This is a genomic window from Anabaena sp. UHCC 0204 (assembly GCF_009711975.1).
In the GTDB taxonomy this organism is placed as follows: domain Bacteria; phylum Cyanobacteriota; class Cyanobacteriia; order Cyanobacteriales; family Nostocaceae; genus Dolichospermum.
Genome location: NZ_VIKW01000030.1, coordinates 1 through 21,148, shown reverse-complemented (window position 1 = coordinate 21,148; position 21,148 = coordinate 1). Strand labels below are relative to the sequence as shown.

Here is a 21,148-nt window from a genome sequence, read left to right as displayed (position 1 = left end):
AGTTTTGACAGCAAAATACCCCTATGGCTTTATACGCAGAATTGCATCGGCATCTAGGTGGTTCAGTTGTACCGCGTGTATTATGGCGATATTTCCAGCGGCACAACACTGAGTTAATTTCTCGCTTTGCTGAATATCCAGAATTTGAAGATTTTTATACTCGTCCCCGTAACACCTTAGATGAATATCTCGAACTGCACACCCTAGTTGAAAGTGTGCAAACAGTGGAAACTTTACCGTACTTTATTTACCGCTTATTACGCGGTGCTTATATTTTCGAGAATTTGGCTTATTTGGAATTACGCTATACTCCCTATTTGCGAACTCCTGAACATCTCAATCAAAACGAAAGAATTGATAAAATGGGAGAAATTGTGGATATTGTAGGTAAATCTAGTCATGTACCCGAATATCCCATTATTACCAGCCAAATTCTTTGTATGCACTCCCGTTTACCCTTTGAGGTAAATAAGGCAATTGTTGATTTAGCAGCGCAAAATAGAGAATATGTCTGTGCCATAGATGTGGCAGGAGGCGATCGCTATTATGCCCAAAGAATGGAAGAATGGATCAGTTTATATAATTATGCCCATTCACTGGATATTAAGACCACAGGGCATCTTTATGAAACAAAAGATGGTTGTTATCCAGAATTATTACCCTATTTAATGCGAATTGGTCACGGTATCCAAATTCCTCTTTTATATCCTGAATTACTCCCAGAAATTGCCAGACGAGGACAATGTTTAGAAGTTTGTCCAACCACTTATTTAAAAACTGGAACTTTACAGGATATTCGGGAACTTAAATTAGTTTTTGATCGTTGTTTTGAAGCTGGAGTGGATATTGCCATTTGTACTGATAATGCGGGATTACATAATATGCGTTTACCGTTTGAATATGAAAATCTTTTGACTTACGACATTATCAATTTTCAGCAGTTACAAATTTGTCAAGATGCAGCTTTTCGTCATGCTTTCGCCTGGCCTCACACTCAACGTCCAGCATCTTTATTAACTGGTTTGTTGAAGTAGGGAAGAAGGTTACAGGTTACAGGTGACAGGTTACAGTGAAGAGGCAGGGGGCAGGGGAGCAGAGGAGCAGAGGAGCAGAGGAGCAGGGGAGCAGGGGAGCAGGGAGAAGATGTTTTCCACGGACAACGAACAACTGACTCCTGTCACCTGTCACCTGTCACCTGTCACCTAATTGTCTACTCCTTCTGTCGCACCACCGATGCTTTTCCAGGCTTGTAAACCACCTGTGAGTTCAGCTACTGCGGTGAAACCAAGAAATTGTAAGGTTCTCACGGCTTGGGCTGCTTGGCTGTCATTTTCGCCATAAATGTAGATTCGGCGTTCTCTGTGTAGGGATGTTTGGGCGCGAGATTCCAAGTCATTGAGAGGGATAGAAATCGCTCCTGTGATGCGACTATGATTGTATGTTGAGCGATCGCGCACATCAACAATTGTCAAAGCAGGTTGACCCCATTCAAGACTGGTTTTTAAGTCATTAACATCGACAGCTAGATTAATACTCATAAACTTTTCCCGCTTCTAATCTAATCAAAAATCTAGCAAATATCAGCTATGAATTCCTGTTTCTTTAGAATGACAGCAGATTTTATAAATTAATATTTTCAAGTCATAATATTGTAAGCTAATTATCTATCCATGCAGACAATTTTTAATTATTAATTTTTAATTATTCAGATGGTATCTACTATTCAATCTTTACCAACAGATGTTGTATATCTAATTACGGCGGGAGAGGTTATTGACTCTTTCATGGCTGTTGTCAGAGAGTTAGTAGAAAATTCCCTAGATGCTGGTGCAACGCGCATTGTAGTTTCTTTATGGCCACAACAGTGGCGAATTCGTGTAGCTGATAATGGTTGCGGAATGAATTTGGATGATTTGCAACAAGCCGCAACAGCACACAGTACCAGTAAGATTCATTCTAGTGCAGATTTGTGGAAAATTAACAGTTTGGGATTTCGTGGTGAAGCATTACACAGTTTAACAACTTTGGCAGATTTAGAAGTTTTAAGTCGTCCTTTAGGGGGAAATGAAGGACAGCGGGTTATATATAATCATGAAGGAGAAGTAACACAAGTAGAAATTAAAGCGATCGCACCTGGTACAGTAGTAACAGTTAATAATTTATTTGCTAATTGTGCATCTCGTCGTCAAGGTTTACCAACTATAAATCAGCAATTAAAAGCTGTACAAGGGATAATTCAACAAATAGCTTTATGTCATCCTCACGTTAATTACCAAGTTTGGCAAAATGACAAAGAATGGTTTACAATTTGTCCAGCAAAAAGTGGAGGAAAACTCATTCCCCAAATGCTTCCCCAAGTGCGACAAGGTGATTTACATGAAATGAATTTTAAAATACCAAATCTGGAAAATTCATCATTATATTTAGTAATCGGATTACCTGATAGATGTCATCGTCATCGTTCTGATTGGGTAAAAGTAGCCATTAATGGCAGGATGATTAAATCACCAGAATTAGAGCAGACTATCCTTTCAGCTTTTCATAAAACATTACCACGCGATCGCTATCCAGTTTGTTTTTTACATTTAACTATTTCTCCAGAACAAATTAACTGGAATCGTAACCCAACTAAAACAGAAATCTATCTCAATGAACTGACCTTTTGGCAAGAACAAATTACTGAAGCTATCAATAAATCACTCCGCATTTCTGAAACTAACATTAAAGAATCTGTCCAGACAACACGAGTTAGTAATTTACTCAAAGTCGCAGAAGCTAAAGGTGAATATAACTTTAATTCTCAAAACTCTCAAAATAGTGAAACTCAAAATTATTTAAAAGCCGTTGCTCAAGTCAGCAATACTTATATTGTCGCTGAACATTCTGGGGGAATGTGGTTAGTAGAACAACATATTGCCCATGAAAGAATTTTATATGAACAACTATGTGATCATTGGCAACTAATACCTGTTGAAACTCCAATTATTCTTTATCAATTATCACCAGCCCAGGTTTCCCAATTAGAACGTATCAATTTAGATATTGAACCTTTTGGTGATAAACTTTGGGCGGTACGTAACATTCCTGCTATGTTACAACAACGTGAAGATGCTGCTGATGCAATTTTAGAATTAAGTTGGGGAGGAGATTTACAAACTGCTCAAGTTGCTGTTGCTTGTCGCAGTGCAATTCGCAATGGTACAAAAATGAGTTTACCAGAAATGCAAACATTATTAGATAATTGGCAACGTACCCGCAACCCCCGCACCTGTCCCCATGGTAGACCAATTTATTTATCTTTGGAAGAACCTGCATTAGCACGATTTTTCCGCCGTAATTGGGTAATTGGTAAAAGTCATGGAATTTGAAGTATCTTTAAATAAAGTTATTTACGTAATTAGATAAAATTCACATTTATATTAATGACAAATGAGCAAACCAATTGAAGTCCGCAACCCCCGCACAGGGAAATTCGATTATGTCATAGTTCCTCCTCCACCAAAATTGCTTTCTCAGCAATGTCACCGTTTGCGACGTGGACAAATTAATTGGCAAAAATTAGAAATACAAGAGAGAATTGAAGCCTTAAAAGCATGGAAGCAAGCTATCATATCAGACCGAAATTTATTAACAGAAGCCTTAGTTAATGACACCGGGAGATTATCAACATCAATATTAGAAATAGACTCACTTATTTCTAGTATTGATAAATGGTGTAATTTAGCTCCCCAATTGCTACAAGACACCGCTAAAAATACATCTATTTCTTTTATATCCTTACAACAAACATCAGTTCCTTATCCTTTAGTTGGGGTAATTAGTCCTTGGAACTTTCCTTTATCCCTATCTACAATTGATACAATTCCTGCTTTATTAGCTGGTTGTGCAGTCATAGTTAAACCTAGCGAAATAACTCCCCGATTTGTCGCTCCTTTAATGACAACCCTGAACACTATTCCTCAATTACGCGATGTTTTAAACTTTGTTGAAGGAGCAGCACAAACAGGATCAGATTTAATTGAAGATGTAGATCTAATTTGTTTTACAGGTAGCGTAGAAACTGGGCGTTTAATAGCTGAAAATGCCGCAATTAATTTTATTCCCGCTTTTTTAGAATTAGGAGGAAAAGACCCAGCAATTGTTTTAGAATCAGCAAATTTAGATTTAGCAACTTCCGCAATTTTGTGGAGTTCTGTAGTCAATACAGGACAATCATGTTCATCAATTGAAAGAATTTATGTTGCTGAATCTATCTTTGCAGAATTCTATCATCAATTAGTCACTAAAGCCCATGAATTAAAACTAGCATATCCAACTATTGAAGATGGAGAAATTGGTCCAATTATTTCTGAAAAACAAGCAGCTATTATTAATGATCATCTCCAAGATGCCATTTCTAAAGGGGCAGTAATTCACTGTGGTGGTAAACTAGAAGAATTAGGTGGAGGTTGGTGGTGTCGTCCTACAGTTATCACTGAAGTTAATCATTCTATGAAGGTAATGTCTGAAGAAACATTTGGTCCGATTATGCCTGTTATGTCTTTTGCTAATATCGAAGAAGCGATAAATTTAGCCAATGATTGCATTTATGGACTAAGTGCTGCTGTCTTTGCAGAATCAGAAACACTAGCAATAGAAGTTGCCCAAAAAATAGAAGCAGGTACTATTAGTATTAATGATGCCGGATTAACAGCATTAATTCCTGAAGGAGAAAGAAACGCTTTTAAATTTTCTGGATTGGGTGATTCACGGATAGGAACAATTGGATTAAAACGCTTCTTGCGAAAAAAAGCCTTGTTGATTAAAACCAACTCTAATAAAGACCCTTGGTGGTTCAATAATGGTGATTAATTAAATGAGCATTATGTAACATATAATAATCGTAGTGAGCGATTCATCGCTCAAAAAAAACTCAGGAATTTATTCCTGACTACAAACAATATGTAGTCCTAACCAACTCTAATAAAGACTCTTGGTGGTTCAATAATGGTGATTAATTAAATGAGCATTATGTAACATATAATAATCGTAGTGAGCGATTCATCGCTCAAAAAAAGCTCAGGAATAAATTCCTGACTACAAGCAATATGTACTCTAATTCAATAAGAAAGGGTAAAATAGAAATTCTGTAGTTAATTTCCCATTTTGTAAGGTACAAACATGACTAAAAGTGACAAAATAAACTTTTCTACTCCGAGCGGGTTTCCGGAATTTTTGCCTAGCGAAAAGCGGTTAGAAGTATATTTACTAGATATTATTCGCAAGGTTTTTGAAAGTTATGGTTTTACACCTATTGAAACTCCAGCAGTAGAAAGGTTAGAAGTGCTACAGGCTAAAGGTAATCAAGGTGACAACATTATATATGGTATTGAGCCAATTTTACCACCAAATCGCCAAGCAGAAAAGGATAAATCTGGAGAAACTGGTTCAGAAGCTAGGGCTTTAAAATTTGATCAAACCGTTCCTTTTGCTGCTTATATTGCTCGTCACTTAAATGAATTAACCTTTCCTTTTGCTCGTTATCAAATGGATATGGTATTTCGAGGTGAACGGGCAAAAGATGGACGATTTCGACAATTTCGACAATGTGATATTGATGTAGTTGCTCGTGGTAAACTCAGTTTACTTTATGATGCCCAAATGCCGGCAATTATCACCGAAATTTTTGAAAAAATTAATATTGGTGATTTTGTCATTCGCATTAATAACCGCAAAATACTTACAGGGTTTTTTCAATCAGTAGGAGTTGCAGAACAGCAAATTAAAACCTGTATTAGTATTATTGATAATTTAGAGAAAATTGGCGAATCTAAAGTTAAACAAGAATTAGAAAAAGAAGGTATTTCCCCAGAACAAACGGATAAAATTATTGAATTTATTAAAATTGATGGTAGCACTGATGATATTTTAGATAAACTCAAACACCTATCAGAAAATCTGCCCGAAGCAGAACAATTTAATTTAGGAGTTACTGAATTAGAAACCGTAATTAATGGAGTTAGAAATTTAGGAGTTGCTGATAAACGTTTCTGTATTGATTTATCTATTGCCCGTGGTTTAAATTACTATACTGGCACAGTTTATGAAACTACTTTATTAGGCCATGCTGCTTTGGGAAGTATTTGTTCTGGTGGCAGATATGAAGAATTAGTGGGAATGTTTATCGGTGAAAAAATGCCTGGTGTGGGTATTTCTATTGGTTTAACTCGGTTAATTAGTCGGTTGTTAAAAGCGGGGATTTTAAATACTTTATCTGCCACACCTACCCAAGTTGTAGTAGTAAATATGCAAGAAGATTTAATGCCTGTTTATTTACAAGTATCACAACAGTTACGGCAAGCAGGAATTAATGTTGTCACTAATTTTGAAAAACGTCCTTTAGGGAAACAATTCCAAGCCGCAGATAAGCAGGGAATTAGGTTTTGTGTAATTATTGGTGCTGATGAAGCTGCATCTGGAAAATCATCTTTGAAGGACTTAAAATCAGGGGAACAAATAGAAGTAGCTTTGGTAGATTTAGCAGAGGAAGTTAAACGCCGGCTGGCATAAAGCAGGAGCGAGGAGTCAGGAGTAAAACTGGATTATTGACAATTAACAATTGACAACTAAGAAGGCTTAATAACCCAGATTCGAGAATATTCTGATCTCCTTCTTCCTGAACTCCTGACTGGGCGCAGGCCCTGCGCCCCTACCTCCTGATAGTGTAGCGTGGTGTAAGCCATACTCCTAGCCCAACCCCTACTTCGCTGGAGGTCGAAAATTTGGCAGTTCTACAGATGCTAAAGACTTACGTCCCTTGGGTGGTCGTTGTGGATAAATTAATGGCGAAGGGGATTTATGATCAGATTTGTTGTCATCTAATAATTCAGATAAACTATCATTAGTTGGTAAATTTGATTCTGTAGTAGATGAAACATCTAACCAATAATCTTCCATTTCTATATTGATTTGAGGATTTACGGAAGTAGAAATAATTGACAAATCCTCTTTTTCAGGATTATCAGTTATAGCATAAGCATCAATTTCTATGTGTGAATTTTGGGGGATTATTATTTCTGTTTGTTTATTATCCTCAGCAGGAGATACTAAAGTTTTCAAGACTAATGTATCAGCTTGATTAATATTTACCTCAGTTTCTGTCTGGGGGTCTGCTGGAGTAGATGGTAGAGCAAAAAACTGATGAATTATACCTTCTAATTGCTGGTCTAGGGATGATGGTTCAGAACTATCTACAGTTGTTAATTGAATTGTTGACTCATTAACTTGTGCTGGTGGAGAAATGGATGGTTCTGAATGATAAGTACAATTTTCCGAAGATGTGACTGTAGGCTTAACCCAAGAATTATGTACAGATTCACTCAGAGCATCTCCTTCTACTGACCAAGGTCGAATAGGTTGGGCGTTAGGAAACAAAGACCGGGCTTTTCTAGAGAATCTTGTATGTTTATGGATGACATCATCAGGATGATGAATATGATCCTCTAAATTTTCATGGTTGGGAATTGGTGTATCTAGACATTTTTCGAGAGCCGCTTTAAATTGCAGCGTCTGTCGTTGTTGGCGCATAAGTCTAGTCCGCAACTCACGACAAGTATTTTCAGAGTGTAATAGCTGCTGAGACTCTTCAGTATAATTAGTTTGTAAAAGAGAACATTCTCTTTCCAAATGAGCTAAACGTTGTTGGCTAATTTGCAAATGGGCTTTATAAGTTTCTATGGATATTTCTTGCTGTTGAACTGTTTGTGTAGAAGCTTCTAACTGATGATATAGAGACTGAATTTGCTCTTGGGCGGCACAAAGGTCTTGACTTTGTTGATTAAACATGGACTCTGTAACACTAGATCGTGTTTTTTGCCACTGCAAAATTTTTTCCGCTTCAGCTAATTCAGTTTTTAACTGCTCTACTTGAGTAAATAAATCATTATTAGCTGTACGTAATTCTGTATTTAACTGTAATAGCTGCTGAAATTCTAAATTGACCTGTGCTTGTTGATCAATATCAGGTTCTGCAATCCAGTCTTGTTGGTTGCTGTCTTCCAATTTTTCCATAACTACGGCTTCATAGTGATGATCTGTAGCTGGTTGATAGCGTAGCGTGGCGTTAGCCATAAAAGAGGTAAATTTGTCACGGTCATTACCGCCTTGGAGTTGGTCAATTCGGGGTACTTTTGTGATGTACTTTCAACGGGACAATTACCGATTCAAATTTCCCCACTCTGTACGCATAATGTATTTATTGCTCCAAAGAGCCTCCCATTTCTGGGGTAATGTTAGCTTCGACCAGTTATAAAAGCTTGTTAGGCTTGCAACACTGTTCCAGTGACCTTAGAACTGTTTAATCACAAGCGACAGAGCGGGGAACTAGCTACGCATTCCAAGGTGTCGTAACTCAAATAACGGCTACCATAAGACTAAGCTCAGGGTGGTCTGGTCAGCACGGCTTGCTTGATTACTCTTGCAAGCCCAGTCCCTTTAGGGCTGGGTTACTGACATTGTCATTATCCACAAATACGTAACCGTCATCACTTATTTACACAAATAAAAATTGATAGTCAACTACTGACAATTGTCAATTATCAATTGTCAATTGTCAATTAATTAGGGTAGCCACTGGGGATGAAAGCCGACTAAAGGGAGTTGCTCTGGTTTAATGTCAATATTTGTACTATCAGCGATCGGTAGCAAGGGCATCAACCAGAGACTACTAGTAGAAATCGGTTCACCATCATCAGTTTTTAAAGTGTTTGCTGGTAATTGTGTCATGTTATTAGCAATGGGAACTACTTGGTCGAATAAGAAGCCTAAACCGTCGGGTGCTAAACTGGTTTGGACATTGCGTTGAGCAGGAGGTAAGAGTAGCAGTGGTTTTTGCGTTCCTGTTTTCAAGTCAATAGAGACTAAATAAGGTTGTTCTACAAATTGTTCTTTAGAAAGAAGTTGTGTGATTAAGCAATAGACGGTAGGGGAAGCTGGGTCAAACTGACAACTGAGGATTGAGCCTGTAGTCTTTAATAATTGTTTTTGTACGCCTTGGTTGGTGACTAAAAACAAATCTCGCGTATAGTCAGTATTAAATTTGACCATTGCTGCTTGTGAACCGTCTTTAGAAAAGGCTTGGACTAAGCCAAATTGGGGGAGAAAATCTAGGGGTTTGCTGCTATCACCTTCTAGAGAGACAATTGCTGTTCCTTGACCTTGAGACACAGCTACGGCTTTGCTATCGGGTGTAATCAGAAAATCTCCACCTGGTTGGCCTTGTAAGCGTTTGGGGGTCGGTTTTTCGGCAGAAATATCATTGCTGGTTGCTAAGTACCATAGAGCAAAGTCACCAGGATTATCTCGTTTACCTCTTTGAATAACAATGGTTTGGCCATCGGCTGAGAGGTCAAATTTGAGGTTTTGATATTCTTTGTTATCTAAAATCAGGTCTACTTTACCTGCTACTTCTGTTTCTTCACCAACTTGACTCTTGATACCTGTGGTGACAGTATATAGTTGGGCTGAAAGGAGGTCAGGATTGTTAGAAGAACGAGCAGAGAATACTATTTTTTCACCATTTGGGAATGGTTCAAAATCCATAACAATTAAGTCTTTAGGGGTAAGAACTTTTTTTTGTTCTTGGGTTAAGTTATAAAGTACCAACTGCCCTTGGACTTCTGGACTAGCACCAATATAAAGAATGACGCGGTTGCGGGTGGTAAAGCTACCTGTAAAAGGCTGCATCACCCGGTTTTGTCCTTCTGCTTGGGAGTATTTATCTCGACCTTTTTCTAGTTTAACTTGGTAATTTGTGCCGTAAGGGGCTGGTGTGAGGAGTGTATACACCATTCTTCTTCCTGCCCAACTGAATTTACCAGCTAGAGGGGGATTGATTGTTAAATTCTCCTCGATGCTTTTGTACTCCATTGGCCGACTAAAGGTGAGGGAGAAGGAGAGATCATCTGCGCCGATTTGTTGATTTTCCCAGGTAAAGGTGCGGACAATCGGTTTGACTGCATCACCTTGCCAAATGATCACCCCGATTAGCACGCTGATGAGGAGCATGAAGGCGATCGCCACCCGATCTAATGGTTGAATAAATTTAGAGGATTTGCTCATGTATGTTAGTTGCCAGTTGATTACTGACTAATAACTGTAAGGATTTTGAGGTTGAGGAATTTTTTTGAGGGTGTTAGCTTTGATTGTCAGTTGGCGTTTTTCGGCTACGGTTTGTGTTGTCATTTGTCCTTCTATTTCTAACCACGTATCCTGTGGGTACTGTTGACGTGATTCAGGTATTTGGACTGGTAATCCTACAGGATAGGCATCTGCGGCACAACAACTGAGGACAAATCGGGCTAACAATATATATTCTTCACCAACATTAGGGGGATGAATCACAAATCCCTGCACTTTTACTTTTTGTCCTGTGTATGCGTCTGGTTCAGGATAAACGTTAAGTGTTCTTACCCAGTCAACAAGCGATCGCTCCTCTGGACGCATTGTCGCCCGAAATGCTTGGGGTTGGGCGCGACTTGTACCAGTTAATTCTGTAATTCCCCGTTCTAGTGCTTTTTCACTGGCAAAGACACGAGGTGTAATCATTAATCCTAAAATTGCAGTTGTCAGTAGTAGAAAACTGCCCCAACCAGGAGGAAATAAACTCATGTGGGAAGCATTAGGTATTTCCGGACGGCGACGGTGTTTCAACAGTTGTAACCCCTTGGAAAAACCGATAATTAATAAAGCTATTCCCGCTAAAATTACTAACCAAAAGAAATCAGGGTGAATCAACAAGTAGAGTTTGCCTGTCAGCCAGTATTTCAGCATTAAAATACCCCAAGCTGTAATAGCTACCACGTCTAGCCAAGGAATAAATTTATTTGGGGGTTTAGTTTGGGAATTTAGCATTGAAGTTATTTAAGTATCACAGGTGACGGGTGATAGGTGATGGGTGATGGGTGATAGGTGACACAGAGAATATTTATTGTCTATCACCAATTACTAATCTCCAGTTCCTATATTCCCACCTTATGAGGATTTAAACCCCATACCCCACACCCCACATTTCACTAATGCAATCAGCAGTAAACCAAAAATCAAAACAGAGAAATCTTGATATATAAAGCTGTCAGGATGATTGGTGCAATTTAGATCACGTGCAAATTCATGATTAAAGTGAATAAGAATGTCAATTGCCCGGCTAAGACAAAGAGATAGATCAGGGCTTTCGGTTTGAAAATAGATAACATCAAACCAATGCCTTTAATATCAATCATGGGTCCAAATACTAGAAATGCTAATAATGACCCACTGGTAAAGCTGGAAGCAAAGGATAGGGCAAAAAAGGCATCAACTGTAGAGCATATTGATACGACTGCTGCTAATACTAGCATGGCTAAAATTGAAGTAATAGGTCCTGCGCCAAGACTGAGGATCAGTTCTCTAGGGGCTAAAACTTGAATAGCTGCGGCTATGGCGCTGCCTATGACCATTACTCCTCCTAATTCCCGCAATTCTTGAATGATATTATCTAATAGGGAACGGAGTTTCTCTGGTAATGGCTTACCGACATTAGAAATTTCTGGTAATTCATCATAACTATCATCTATGCGTTTTGGCGAGCCTGCTTTGCCACCGAGTATATACGTTCCTGATTGCAATAAACTGGATGTAGTAGTTTGGGGTTGTAGTTGAGATTGTCTACCCCGGCGTTTTGTTTTTGGCTGGGCGGGGGGGTTAAACTTGAGATAACGAGCGATCGCTGGTTGCAGAAAAGGCACTAAGTCTGATTGAAAACTGAAGATAAAACCAATAGTTGTAGCAATAATCAGAGAAAATACTATTCTTAACACTACTATTTCTGGTTGATCGCGGAATGCAGACCAAGTTGACCAAATTACAATTGGGTTAATTGTCGGTGCTGCTAATAAAAAGCCAATTGCAACCGGTGTGGGTACTCCCTGCATCAATAACCGCCTGGCTACAGGCACATTACCACACTCACAAACTGGAAACAAAAAACCAATCATGCTGCCACATAAAGCACCCAATAGGGGATGTCTGGGCATTTTCTCAATCAATTTGCGTTCATCAATAAAGAGTAGTAGCACACTAGATAAAAATACACCCAGCAGCAAAAAGGGCATCGCCTCAACTAGTAGACTGAGAAATATTGTAAAACCATTGTTCAGTTGATTCATGGGCGTTGCAGTCAACAGCGGTTCTGAGTTTTAGGGTTTTGTTTTGTCATTCTATCCAAATGGGGATCATTCATGATTCATGGGATTGCTAAAATTTAACCTCATTATAGTTAGGGAATTATAACAATCCTCAATGATTTGTGAGAAAATCTCTTGCTTCTTACCTTCCACCTGTAAATTTATAACTTAGGTAAGAGGACTACATAGGTTATAAAATTAATGATTGATGCAGTTATTTTTAAATTCCTGATTTTTGAGGAAGCTTGAAAGCATTAATAACTGCTTATATATTTTTTTGGTGTTTCTGGTGTCACAAGAGTTAAATTCTCAAATTTCATCACTATTGTTGTCTGTCGGGAGCAATCATGCTCTTAATTTAGAATCCAATCTCCAAGAACTACCAATGTACACTTTTGAGGTGGAGATTGGTTGTATTGTCCAAGAATTTGCAAAATTTTTGGATCAATATCCGTTACTACCAGGAGTAATCTTACTAGAACATGGTCGCTATATAGGGATGATATCTAGAAGAAGACTATTAGAATTTTTAATTCGTCCTTATGGGCAAGAGATATTTTTTAAAGAATCTTTAAGGGTTATTTATAGTTATGCACGGGTAGAAATTTTACTATTACCGGAGACAACACCTATATTAACAGCTATGCAACATAGTTTACAGCGATCGCCTGAACTTTTAGCTGAACCAATTGTTGTGCAAACAGCAGATAATACCTATAAATTATTAGCTATAGAAGCATTAAATTTCGCTGCTTGGCAAATTCAAACTATAGCGAATCAAATACGCTACGAAAGCAGTCAAGCTAAAATGATTCAAAATGATAAAATGGCGAACTTAGGACGCTTAGTAGATGGAGTCGTTCATGAAATTCTTGATCCTGTAAGTTTTATTTGGGGTAATTTAACTTATGTGACTAGCTATACTCAGGATTTATTGAAACTCATCAATGCCTATGATCAAAACTTAACTCATAGTTCTACAGAAATAAATACACTCAAATCGGAAATAGAATTTGATTTTCTAGAACAAGATTTATCAAGTACATTAAATAGCATTCGCAGTGGTGCAGAAAGATTAAAAAAGCTAGTTACTAGTTTACAAAATTTCTGTCATATTGACGAAGTTCATCCGAAACCTGTAGACTTACACGCTTGTTTAGATAGTACAATTTTGTTAATTAATACTCGCATTAAAGGAGAAATAGAAATTATTAAAAATTATGGTAATCTGCCACCAGTCTACTGTTTTATGAGTCAATTAAACCAGGTATTTATAAATATATTAAGTCAAACCGTCAATGTTTTACTAAATACCTCTTTATCATCTAATCAATATAATTCTCATAGTTTAAATCCCCAGCAAAAATCCAGAATTGAGATTACAACCCAAGTAGTTTCTCAACCAGCTACCAATTCCCACGCATCTGATTCTCGTTGGGTTTCTATTCGCATTACTGACAACGGACCAGGAATATCTCCAGAATTACAAAAGCGAATTTTAGAATCTTTTTCTTCAGAAAAAATGGCTGACAAAGAAACCAGTTTAGGGATGAGTTATCGAATTATCACCTCTAAACATGGCGGAAAATTTCATTTTCGTTCTCAATTAAATATTGGCACTGATATTGAAATTTTATTACCTTTAGTTTGATTCGTAGGGGCGAAGCATTCGGGCGATAATTTATCGGTTTTTTCCCAAATTTATTTTCCGAATGCTGATGCTTTCAGCCCCCGTTAGCGATACGCCCTTACAGGAGTCAGGAAGAAGAAAATTACCCAATCCCCAATTACTTAATATAAGCACTCATTGGTTCTTTGATAAATCGGATGTAAAGATGCCTAAAAGTAGACTTAATGACACGAGGCATGGCAAAATCTATAGGCATTAACTTTTCAGGTAATTGCCAATCGTTAATTTGTAGTAAATCAGGTGATAAATTAGGAAAATTGATATCACTTAATTCTGGACATATTCCTAATCTTTGAGAAGCTGCAACAGTAGGAACTTGTGCAGGTGCAACTTGGAGAACCTCTAACATTGCTCTATCTAAAGCAAATACATTTGTAGAAGCTGCTAAAATTTCTAAATTCCGAGGTTCTCCCCCACTTGGTCCATTACCTTCATGACCAATAATTCCATCTAAAATTGTTAAAGTTGGATTAATTGCTCTGGCAGTTTCTACCAACATTTCTCCAAATTTGTCAGCATCTTTACCTGCTTCCATGTGCCACCAAGCTTTCATTTTTCCAGGAACACAACCAAAGAGATTTTTTACGCCCAAAGTTAGAGTCAATTGCATATGAGATTTAACTTTGGGAAGATTAATAATCACGTCTGCTTCCATTGCTTCTTTCGATAAAAGCAGATGATTAAAATTGTCGTTGACAGTTTGATAACGTTTACCGTGAAATTCCACAAGTGGTAATTTTAGTTCTTCTAAAATTGGTAATAAACCATTAGCTATTGCCACACCTTTAGCACTTCCAAAAGCGGGACTATCTCCTAAAAATGGGTTTCCACCAACTGCAATTACCATTTCGGCAACAGCACGAACTAATTCTGGACGAGTGGTACATTCTTTAGTAGGACGAGAACCTGTAAGGAGGTTAGGTTTGAGTAAAACGCGATCGCCTGGTTTGACAAAAGCAGCCATGCCTCCTAAAGGTTCTAGCAGCGTTTCCAAGGATTCTTTTAAAGCGTCTTGTTCGTAGGATTTAGCCCGAATTAGACTAACAGATGGTTGTTGTATTTGCATGGGGAATAATTGCGTTATTATATAATAATATAAAGGAAATTTAATGGAAAAACCATTCGATATCCAGTAATTGCTCAAGAGAGTAAGGGCATTCTGGGGGAAAATTCACAGAGTTTTGAGTTTTAATTTTCACAAATCCTAACGCATCTTTGTAAATAGAATCTAATTCTGATGCTAAATAATTGCGAAGATTAGTTGTAATTCTTCGATTTAATTGAGTTCTAAAAGTATAAATTTCTCCTTGCCAATGAACTGAATTATTCTCGGATTCACTTGTCCAATATTGAAGTAGTAATAAATGACGGATAATCTGTTCTAAAAGGCTGACTACAGCATTTTTATCTCTTCTTCCCAAATCCTCTAACTCCTCAATTAAATTCTCTAAATCTAATTCTTGAAATTGGTGTTCTTTAAGTAATTTTATAGTTTCTTCTAGCCATTGAGAATCATCAATTTCGTAAAGTTGTTTTAAATTAGTAATTCTTTTCATGACTCTGACCTAGTGAGAGTGTTCTAATTATATAGTAATCCTTTCAGATCCCCGAATTCCTCCAGAAGTCGAGGACCTTGTATTTATGTTAAAGGCACGATCGCACTCATTTGATCTAAATCTAGCACAGTGGCTAATTCTGCTTCTGTCATTAAACCTTTTTCAAGAACTATTTGCCGCAGAGATTTACCTGTTTCTAAAGATTCTTTAGCCACAGCCGCAGCATTCAAATAACCGATGTGAGTATTCAAGGCGGTGACTAATGCTAAACTGCCTTCAGCATAAGCTAAACATCTTTCTTTATTAGCAGTAATGCCTTGAATACAGCTTGTAGTTAAAGCCGAAATTGTATTACCTAAAATCTCAATGCTGTGAATTAAATTATAGGCAATGAGGGGCATCATCACATTTAATTCTAATTGTCCAGCTTGGGCAGCAAAAGCGATCGCATTATCATATCCCATTACCTGAAAACATACCATTGATGTCATCTCTGCCATAACTGGATTATATTTTCCGGGCATAATTGAAGAACCAGGTTGTACAGGAGGAAGTTGAATTTCCTTAAATCCGGTTTTGGGTCCTGAATCCATTAATCGCAAATCATGAGATATTTTGACTAAATCCTGGGCTAAATTCCGCAAAGCCCCGGAAACATTCACAAAAGCCCCCATACTTTGCATAGCAGCCATTAAATGGGGTGCAGGTTCTAGGGGAAATTCCAATAATTGCGAGAGGATATCTACAACTCTTTGACGATATTCCGGGTGGGTATTCATTCCTGTTCCCGCAGCACTACCACCTAAACCCAATACCATCAAATCCCCTGAAGCAATGTAAAGCCGGTTTTGATGTTCTGAGAGAATTTGCGCCCAAGCAGCGAAATTATCACCTAATCGCACTGGTACAGCGTCTTGGAGGTGGGTTCTCCCAGATTTGACGATATCTTGAAATTCTGTGGCTTTGGCTGCTAAGGCGGAAATGGCCTGTTCTAAGGCTGGGTGCAAAGTGCGAGAAAGTGCCAATAATCCACCAATGCGGATAGCTGTAGGGATGACATCATTGGTAGACTGTCCGTAGTTTACATGATCGTTGGGACTAACGACTTTGTAATTACCTTTTTGATCACCGAGAATTTCTAAAGCGCGATTTGCGAGAACTTCGTTAATATTCATGTGGTGTGAAGTTCCCGCACCGGCTTGATAAACATCAACGACAAATTGATCCCGTAATTTACCTGCTAAGATTTCATCAGTTGCTTGAATGATGGCTGTGCTGATATTTCCGGGTATACAATCCAATTCTCCATTCACAATAGCGGTGGCTTTTTTAATATATAAACAAGCATCTATATAAGTGGGTAAAGGTTTAATACCGCTAATGGGGAAATTTTCGATAGCCCTTTGGGTTTGAATACCATAATAAACGTTATTGGCAATTTGGCGATCGCCCATTGAGTCTTTTTCAATGCGAAAATCTGTATTGTTAGTCATGATTACTTATGAAGGGAACAGGGAACAGGGAACAGGGAACAGGCAAAAAATTTGTTTTTAACTCAATTTAAGATTGCTATATTTCCCACTTATTATAATACACACACTAGCCAGCAAAAATGCCAATATACTGCTAATTCCAGCTACTACAGATGTGATTGTTGGTGGAAATACAAAGACAAATAGACTCATAGCTAAGGAAAATCCCCCAAAATACATCCCAATTCCTAAACCTACCCACCGTTGAGGCATTAATTCTAAAATAAAGGGAATTGCCCCGTTTATAATTAAGCTAAATCCGGCTGCTGTCAATAATATAATTAGGAAATGTGCGCCTAGATTTAACATGAATATTATGGACAAAATAGTTGCACAAATACCGATTAATATTGCTTGACGATTCCCAATTTTGACAGCGAAAAATCCCGCAGGTAAGGCAGCAAAAGCTATAATTAAGCCAATGCCTAACATGATTACACTAATATCATTTGTCTGTAATTGGGTTTTGAGTGTTTTACTAATAGTATCCATGAGTAGTCGAGAACCCCAAGCTACACTAAAACCTGTTCCTAAAATTAAAGATAATTTGGTAATTGATATTTTTGGTATTGCTAATTTGTCTGGATTTTCAGGGATTTCGGGAGGATGAAAAAACCGTAAGGTAAAAGCAGCAGCTAAAAGTACAAAGGAAGCTATAGAAAAAGCAAAAATAGGACTTAAACTTAAAATAAATGTATTCGCAATTCCCCGAAAAGCCCCAATTATTCCCCCAGCTAAAGTTAGAAAACTGGCGGCTTTTGGTAACTCTTTGGGGATAGCATATCTGCCTAATAAGGATATTGCTGGAGAACGAAAAATTGTCATTGCTAATGCCCAAGCTACCAAAGTTAATGGTAAAATTCCTCTAATTACTTCTGTTGGGGGAATGAAAGTAACAATGCAGGGGATAACAATAAATAAGGTTGATGCTAATATTACACCTGCGGAAATGAAGGGAAAACGACTTCCTACCCAGCGAATAGCTTGATCTGAAAGTCCCCCCATAAGTGGTTCTAATACCACACTCAGGGCATTTTCTAACACCAATAAACCAATTGCTAAGGATGCAGGAAATCCAAATTGAGTTAAAAGTTGGGGTAAATATAGATTATAAACTAACCAAGTTAGGGTAATTGCCCCTTGCACCCCTGCTAAAACCCAAACTTGTACCCATAAAATCCTGGGTTGAGGTTTTGAGATATTCATAAATTAGATCGGAAAATTCTTTAAATTATCATTTTCCCAAGTTATGGGTTGATGATTTGGGAAATAAATATTTGTAGTATAGGCTTTTTATGTCTCGGATGATATGCAGATTCATAAAGATTTAGGATTAATTTTGAACAATGTAGTAAAATGATGGTATGGAATTAGCTGTAACTTAAAGTACCTGTTCACAAACCGTCACAAGGGTTGTTATCAGCAATACACAATATTTGGTATGCTCACCCATACTAACGTCAGTTTTGAGTTAGGGGATAGGTAATAGGCAGATGGGAAGATCAGTAATGAGTAATATATTCTTTCCAATTACCTCTTCCCCAATCACCAATTATCCATTACCTGTTTCTTAATCTGTTGCATGAATCTAAATCAAATTGAATCCATCCCAGAATGGACACAATCACCATCTCCATCCATATTCCGTAAGATAGAAGAATATGAACAAAGTCATAATCATCAACAATTTCTGAGGATAGAAACGGAAGGCTATCGGTTACTAGAATCAATTTCTCATCGGATTCGCCAAAGTCAAGATATAGCAACAATTCTTCAAAAGACAGTTAAGGAAGTCCGAAATTTCCTCGATTGCGATCGCGTACTTATCTATCGCTTTGAGACTGATAATACAGGTATATTTATAGCCGAATCAACTATTACTGCTGGTATTTCCCTTTTAGGGCAAAATATGAATAATACCTGCTTTGATCAAGAATATCAAGAATATTATCAACAGGGTTCTGTTCACATTATAGAAGATATTAATTCCACAGGGTTACATCCTTGTCAACGAGATTTTTTAGCATCAATAGAAGTGCGAGCAAATCTCGTTATCCCTATTTTATTAAAACAAGATTTATGGGGTTTATTAATAACTCAACATTGTCGAGGAACTCGGCAATGGCAACAGCAAGAAATTGACATTCTCCAATGTATATCTATGCAATTTGGCATGGCTACCCAGCAAACACAATTACAACAGCAGATCCAAAAATTACAAATACAAATAGAGTCAGAAAGACAAGAATACAAAAATAATTTACAGAAAAATCTGAAGTTTCAAGTATTACTGCAACGTATTTTGGAAAAAATCCGGGATAGTCTAGATGCTAAGAAATTATTACCACTTGTGACTCAGGAACTAGCTGATTTATTCCAACTTAATAGTTGTCAAATTGAACTTTATAATCCATCTCTAACTTCCACGACAGTTACTTATGAATACAGTTCTAGTTTACCAACTTCTCAAGGGTTAACTAGAGAAATTGCTGACTTTCCGCAGGTTTATCAATCTTTATTTCAAAAACAAATCTGGCAATCGGTGGAAATTATGCCAGGATATTATTCTAGTTTACAGATGATGAGTCAATTAGCTTGTCCAATTTTTGATGATCAAGGAATTTTGGGTAATATTTGGTTAACTCGACAGACAGAGACAAAATTTGGAGAATTAGAAATATCTTGTTTACGACAAATAGCGAATGAATGTGCGATCGCTATTCGTCAATCTCAACTACAAGCCCAAACCAAAGCCCAGATTAAGGAGATAGAAAAACAAGAACGTCATAAACACGAATTTCTTAAACACCTTTCCCAAGAATTACGGACACCTATTACTAATATTAGTCTTGCGGCTCAAACATTAGAAAGTCTCATGACACCAACAGGAATTTTAGATCCAGAAATAGTCCCCCAATTATTACAAATTCTTCATAATGAATGTGGTAGAGAAAACAAATTACTTAACGATCTTCTCACCTTTGCATATCTCAAAACCCATCCTGAACCACCTACTTTAATTACTATTGACTTCCCCACTTGGTTATTTCCCATTGTTGAATCTTTTCGAGATGTTACCAGTTGTCAACAACAGTATTTACACCTGGATATCCAATCAGAAATTCCAGATTTATCCACAGATATCACCGATTTAGAAAAAATTATTACCTTGTTACTTAACCAAGCTTGTCAATGCACACCCGCGGGTAAATCAATCACAGTGTCCGCTCATCTGAATGCAGAGACAGTAGAATTAAAAATTAGTATTTCCGGTGTGGAGATTCCCCATCATGAACTATCACAAGTTTTTCAGCCATTTTACCGTATCCCCAAACATTCTTCTTGGCAAGCACAGAACACGGGTTTAGAATTAATACTAGTCAAGACCATGGTGCATCGCTTAAATGGATTAATTCATGTTGCCAGTGCTAATAGTCAAATTAGTTTTACCATGCAATTTCCTCTACACCCAGTTTTTTAACTGCAACACTAGCGCCAACGTCAAAAGTCTGATATCATGGCTTTATCAGCGGGTGAGTAGCTCAACGGTAGAGCAGTTGACTCTTAATCAATTGGTTGCGGGTTCGATTCCCTCCTCACCCATTAGCTTTCACCATTTCGTATTTTAGGGATTGCCTAATTCTTGCCTAAAGTCAGGCAATATCCCCATCTTAAAAGCTTATTTTGGCTGGAAAATTGATACAAAATTCTTGACTAAATTTTATAAATTTTTAATTACAAGGGAGTTTAATTCTCCTTTTTTTTAGCAAAACAATCACTCACAAACTATATAGGCATATACTGATATGACAGTATCGCAATATAGACTTAACATGGCTCAACCAACATTTTCCGACTTATTTGACCTTTGCTCAAACAGTCACACCTACTCAAGCGTTGGGAGCAGTCCACCACTTCCTCTAACATACCTCTAAGATACAAGGTTGGTGTTAAAAATAGTCGTTATTGATAATCTTTAGGACTTACGCACTGTACAAATTGACTATGATGTGCATGAACGAAAATCCGTCGTTTCAGGCTTCTGGTGATTAACTTCCGCTCAAAAGCGATCGCTCAAAAAGCATCAAAAAATCACGTTAGAATGCCCGAAACCCATACCTCATATTTGGTTGATCCTGTCAATGCGTAAGTCCTAATCTTATATAATTA

15 protein-coding genes and 1 tRNA gene are annotated in these 21,148 nt (G+C 37.5%); 7 read left to right on the top strand and 9 right to left on the bottom strand.

Annotation, left to right across the window (positions count from 1 at the left end; translation table 11 throughout):
- Positions 1–23 precede the first annotated feature (23 nt).
- A complete protein-coding gene (locus FJR04_RS20035; protein WP_168498048.1) occupies positions 24–1,034 on the top strand; it encodes an adenosine deaminase in 1,011 nt (336 codons plus the stop codon).
- Between the two features lie 168 nt (positions 1,035–1,202).
- On the opposite strand, the gene FJR04_RS20030 is transcribed toward FJR04_RS20035, so the two are convergent.
- Entirely contained in the window at positions 1,203–1,538 is a 336-nt protein-coding gene (locus tag FJR04_RS20030; protein WP_168498046.1) for a rhodanese-like domain-containing protein, read from the bottom strand.
- Positions 1,539–1,709: 171 nt separating this feature from the next.
- Between FJR04_RS20030 and mutL the strand changes: the two genes are divergently transcribed.
- The 3 genes from mutL (at position 1,710) to hisS (ending at position 6,549) form a co-directional block, all read left to right on the top strand.
- Complete coding sequence (gene mutL, locus FJR04_RS20025; protein WP_168498044.1) at positions 1,710–3,368, top strand: DNA mismatch repair endonuclease MutL; 1,659 nt, start codon at positions 1,710–1,712, stop codon at positions 3,366–3,368.
- Between the two features lie 61 nt (positions 3,369–3,429).
- The gene (locus FJR04_RS20020; RefSeq protein ID WP_168498042.1) at positions 3,430–4,851 is read left to right on the top strand and encodes an aldehyde dehydrogenase family protein; all 1,422 of its coding nucleotides are present in this window, start codon (positions 3,430–3,432) and stop codon (positions 4,849–4,851) included.
- A 309-nt stretch (positions 4,852–5,160) separates the two neighbouring features.
- Positions 5,161–6,549, top strand: a complete 1,389-nt coding sequence (hisS, locus tag FJR04_RS20015) for a histidine--tRNA ligase (RefSeq protein ID WP_168498040.1) — start codon at positions 5,161–5,163, stop codon at positions 6,547–6,549.
- Between the two features lie 189 nt (positions 6,550–6,738).
- Here hisS and FJR04_RS20010 read toward each other — a convergent pair whose 3' ends face one another.
- The 4 genes from FJR04_RS20010 to FJR04_RS19995 all read right to left on the bottom strand — a co-directional run bounded on the left by FJR04_RS20010 (position 6,739) and on the right by FJR04_RS19995 (position 12,182).
- Complete coding sequence (locus FJR04_RS20010; RefSeq protein ID WP_168498038.1) at positions 6,739–8,109, bottom strand: hypothetical protein; 1,371 nt, start codon at positions 8,107–8,109, stop codon at positions 6,739–6,741.
- Positions 8,110–8,598: 489 nt separating this feature from the next.
- On the bottom strand, positions 8,599–10,098 hold the full coding sequence (locus tag FJR04_RS20005) for an Ig-like domain-containing protein (protein WP_168498036.1): 1,500 nt from the start codon (positions 10,096–10,098) through the stop codon (positions 8,599–8,601).
- A gap of 27 nt (positions 10,099–10,125) precedes the next feature.
- Positions 10,126–10,890: a TIGR03943 family protein gene (locus FJR04_RS20000; protein ID WP_168498033.1), complete on the bottom strand. Its 765-nt coding sequence runs from the start codon at positions 10,888–10,890 to the stop codon at positions 10,126–10,128.
- A 239-nt stretch (positions 10,891–11,129) separates the two neighbouring features.
- On the bottom strand, positions 11,130–12,182 hold the full coding sequence (locus FJR04_RS19995) for a permease (protein WP_168498031.1): 1,053 nt from the start codon (positions 12,180–12,182) through the stop codon (positions 11,130–11,132).
- Between the two features lie 307 nt (positions 12,183–12,489).
- On the opposite strand from FJR04_RS19995, the gene FJR04_RS19990 reads away from it, so the two are divergent.
- Complete coding sequence (locus FJR04_RS19990) at positions 12,490–13,851, top strand: ATP-binding protein (protein WP_168498029.1); 1,362 nt, start codon at positions 12,490–12,492, stop codon at positions 13,849–13,851.
- 136 nt (positions 13,852–13,987) lie between these two features.
- Here the strand turns inward: FJR04_RS19990 and FJR04_RS19985 are convergent, their stop codons facing one another.
- The 4 genes from FJR04_RS19985 to FJR04_RS19970 all read right to left on the bottom strand — a co-directional run bounded on the left by FJR04_RS19985 (position 13,988) and on the right by FJR04_RS19970 (position 18,184).
- Positions 13,988–14,956: a DUF362 domain-containing protein gene (locus tag FJR04_RS19985; protein WP_168498027.1), complete on the bottom strand. Its 969-nt coding sequence runs from the start codon at positions 14,954–14,956 to the stop codon at positions 13,988–13,990.
- A gap of 40 nt (positions 14,957–14,996) precedes the next feature.
- Positions 14,997–15,446, bottom strand: a complete 450-nt coding sequence (locus FJR04_RS19980) for a DUF29 domain-containing protein (RefSeq protein ID WP_168498025.1) — start codon at positions 15,444–15,446, stop codon at positions 14,997–14,999.
- A gap of 83 nt (positions 15,447–15,529) precedes the next feature.
- A complete protein-coding gene (locus FJR04_RS19975; protein ID WP_168498023.1) occupies positions 15,530–16,939 on the bottom strand; it encodes an aspartate ammonia-lyase in 1,410 nt (469 codons plus the stop codon).
- A gap of 57 nt (positions 16,940–16,996) precedes the next feature.
- Entirely contained in the window at positions 16,997–18,184 is a 1,188-nt protein-coding gene (locus FJR04_RS19970) for an SLC45 family MFS transporter (protein WP_168498021.1), read from the bottom strand.
- A gap of 376 nt (positions 18,185–18,560) precedes the next feature.
- On the opposite strand from FJR04_RS19970, the gene FJR04_RS19965 reads away from it, so the two are divergent.
- Both FJR04_RS19965 and FJR04_RS19960 read left to right on the top strand, forming a co-directional pair.
- Positions 18,561–20,459: a GAF domain-containing protein gene (locus tag FJR04_RS19965; protein ID WP_168498020.1), complete on the top strand. Its 1,899-nt coding sequence runs from the start codon at positions 18,561–18,563 to the stop codon at positions 20,457–20,459.
- Between the two features lie 50 nt (positions 20,460–20,509).
- A tRNA-Lys gene (locus FJR04_RS19960) sits at positions 20,510–20,581 on the top strand.
- The last annotated feature ends 567 nt before the right edge of the window (positions 20,582–21,148 follow it).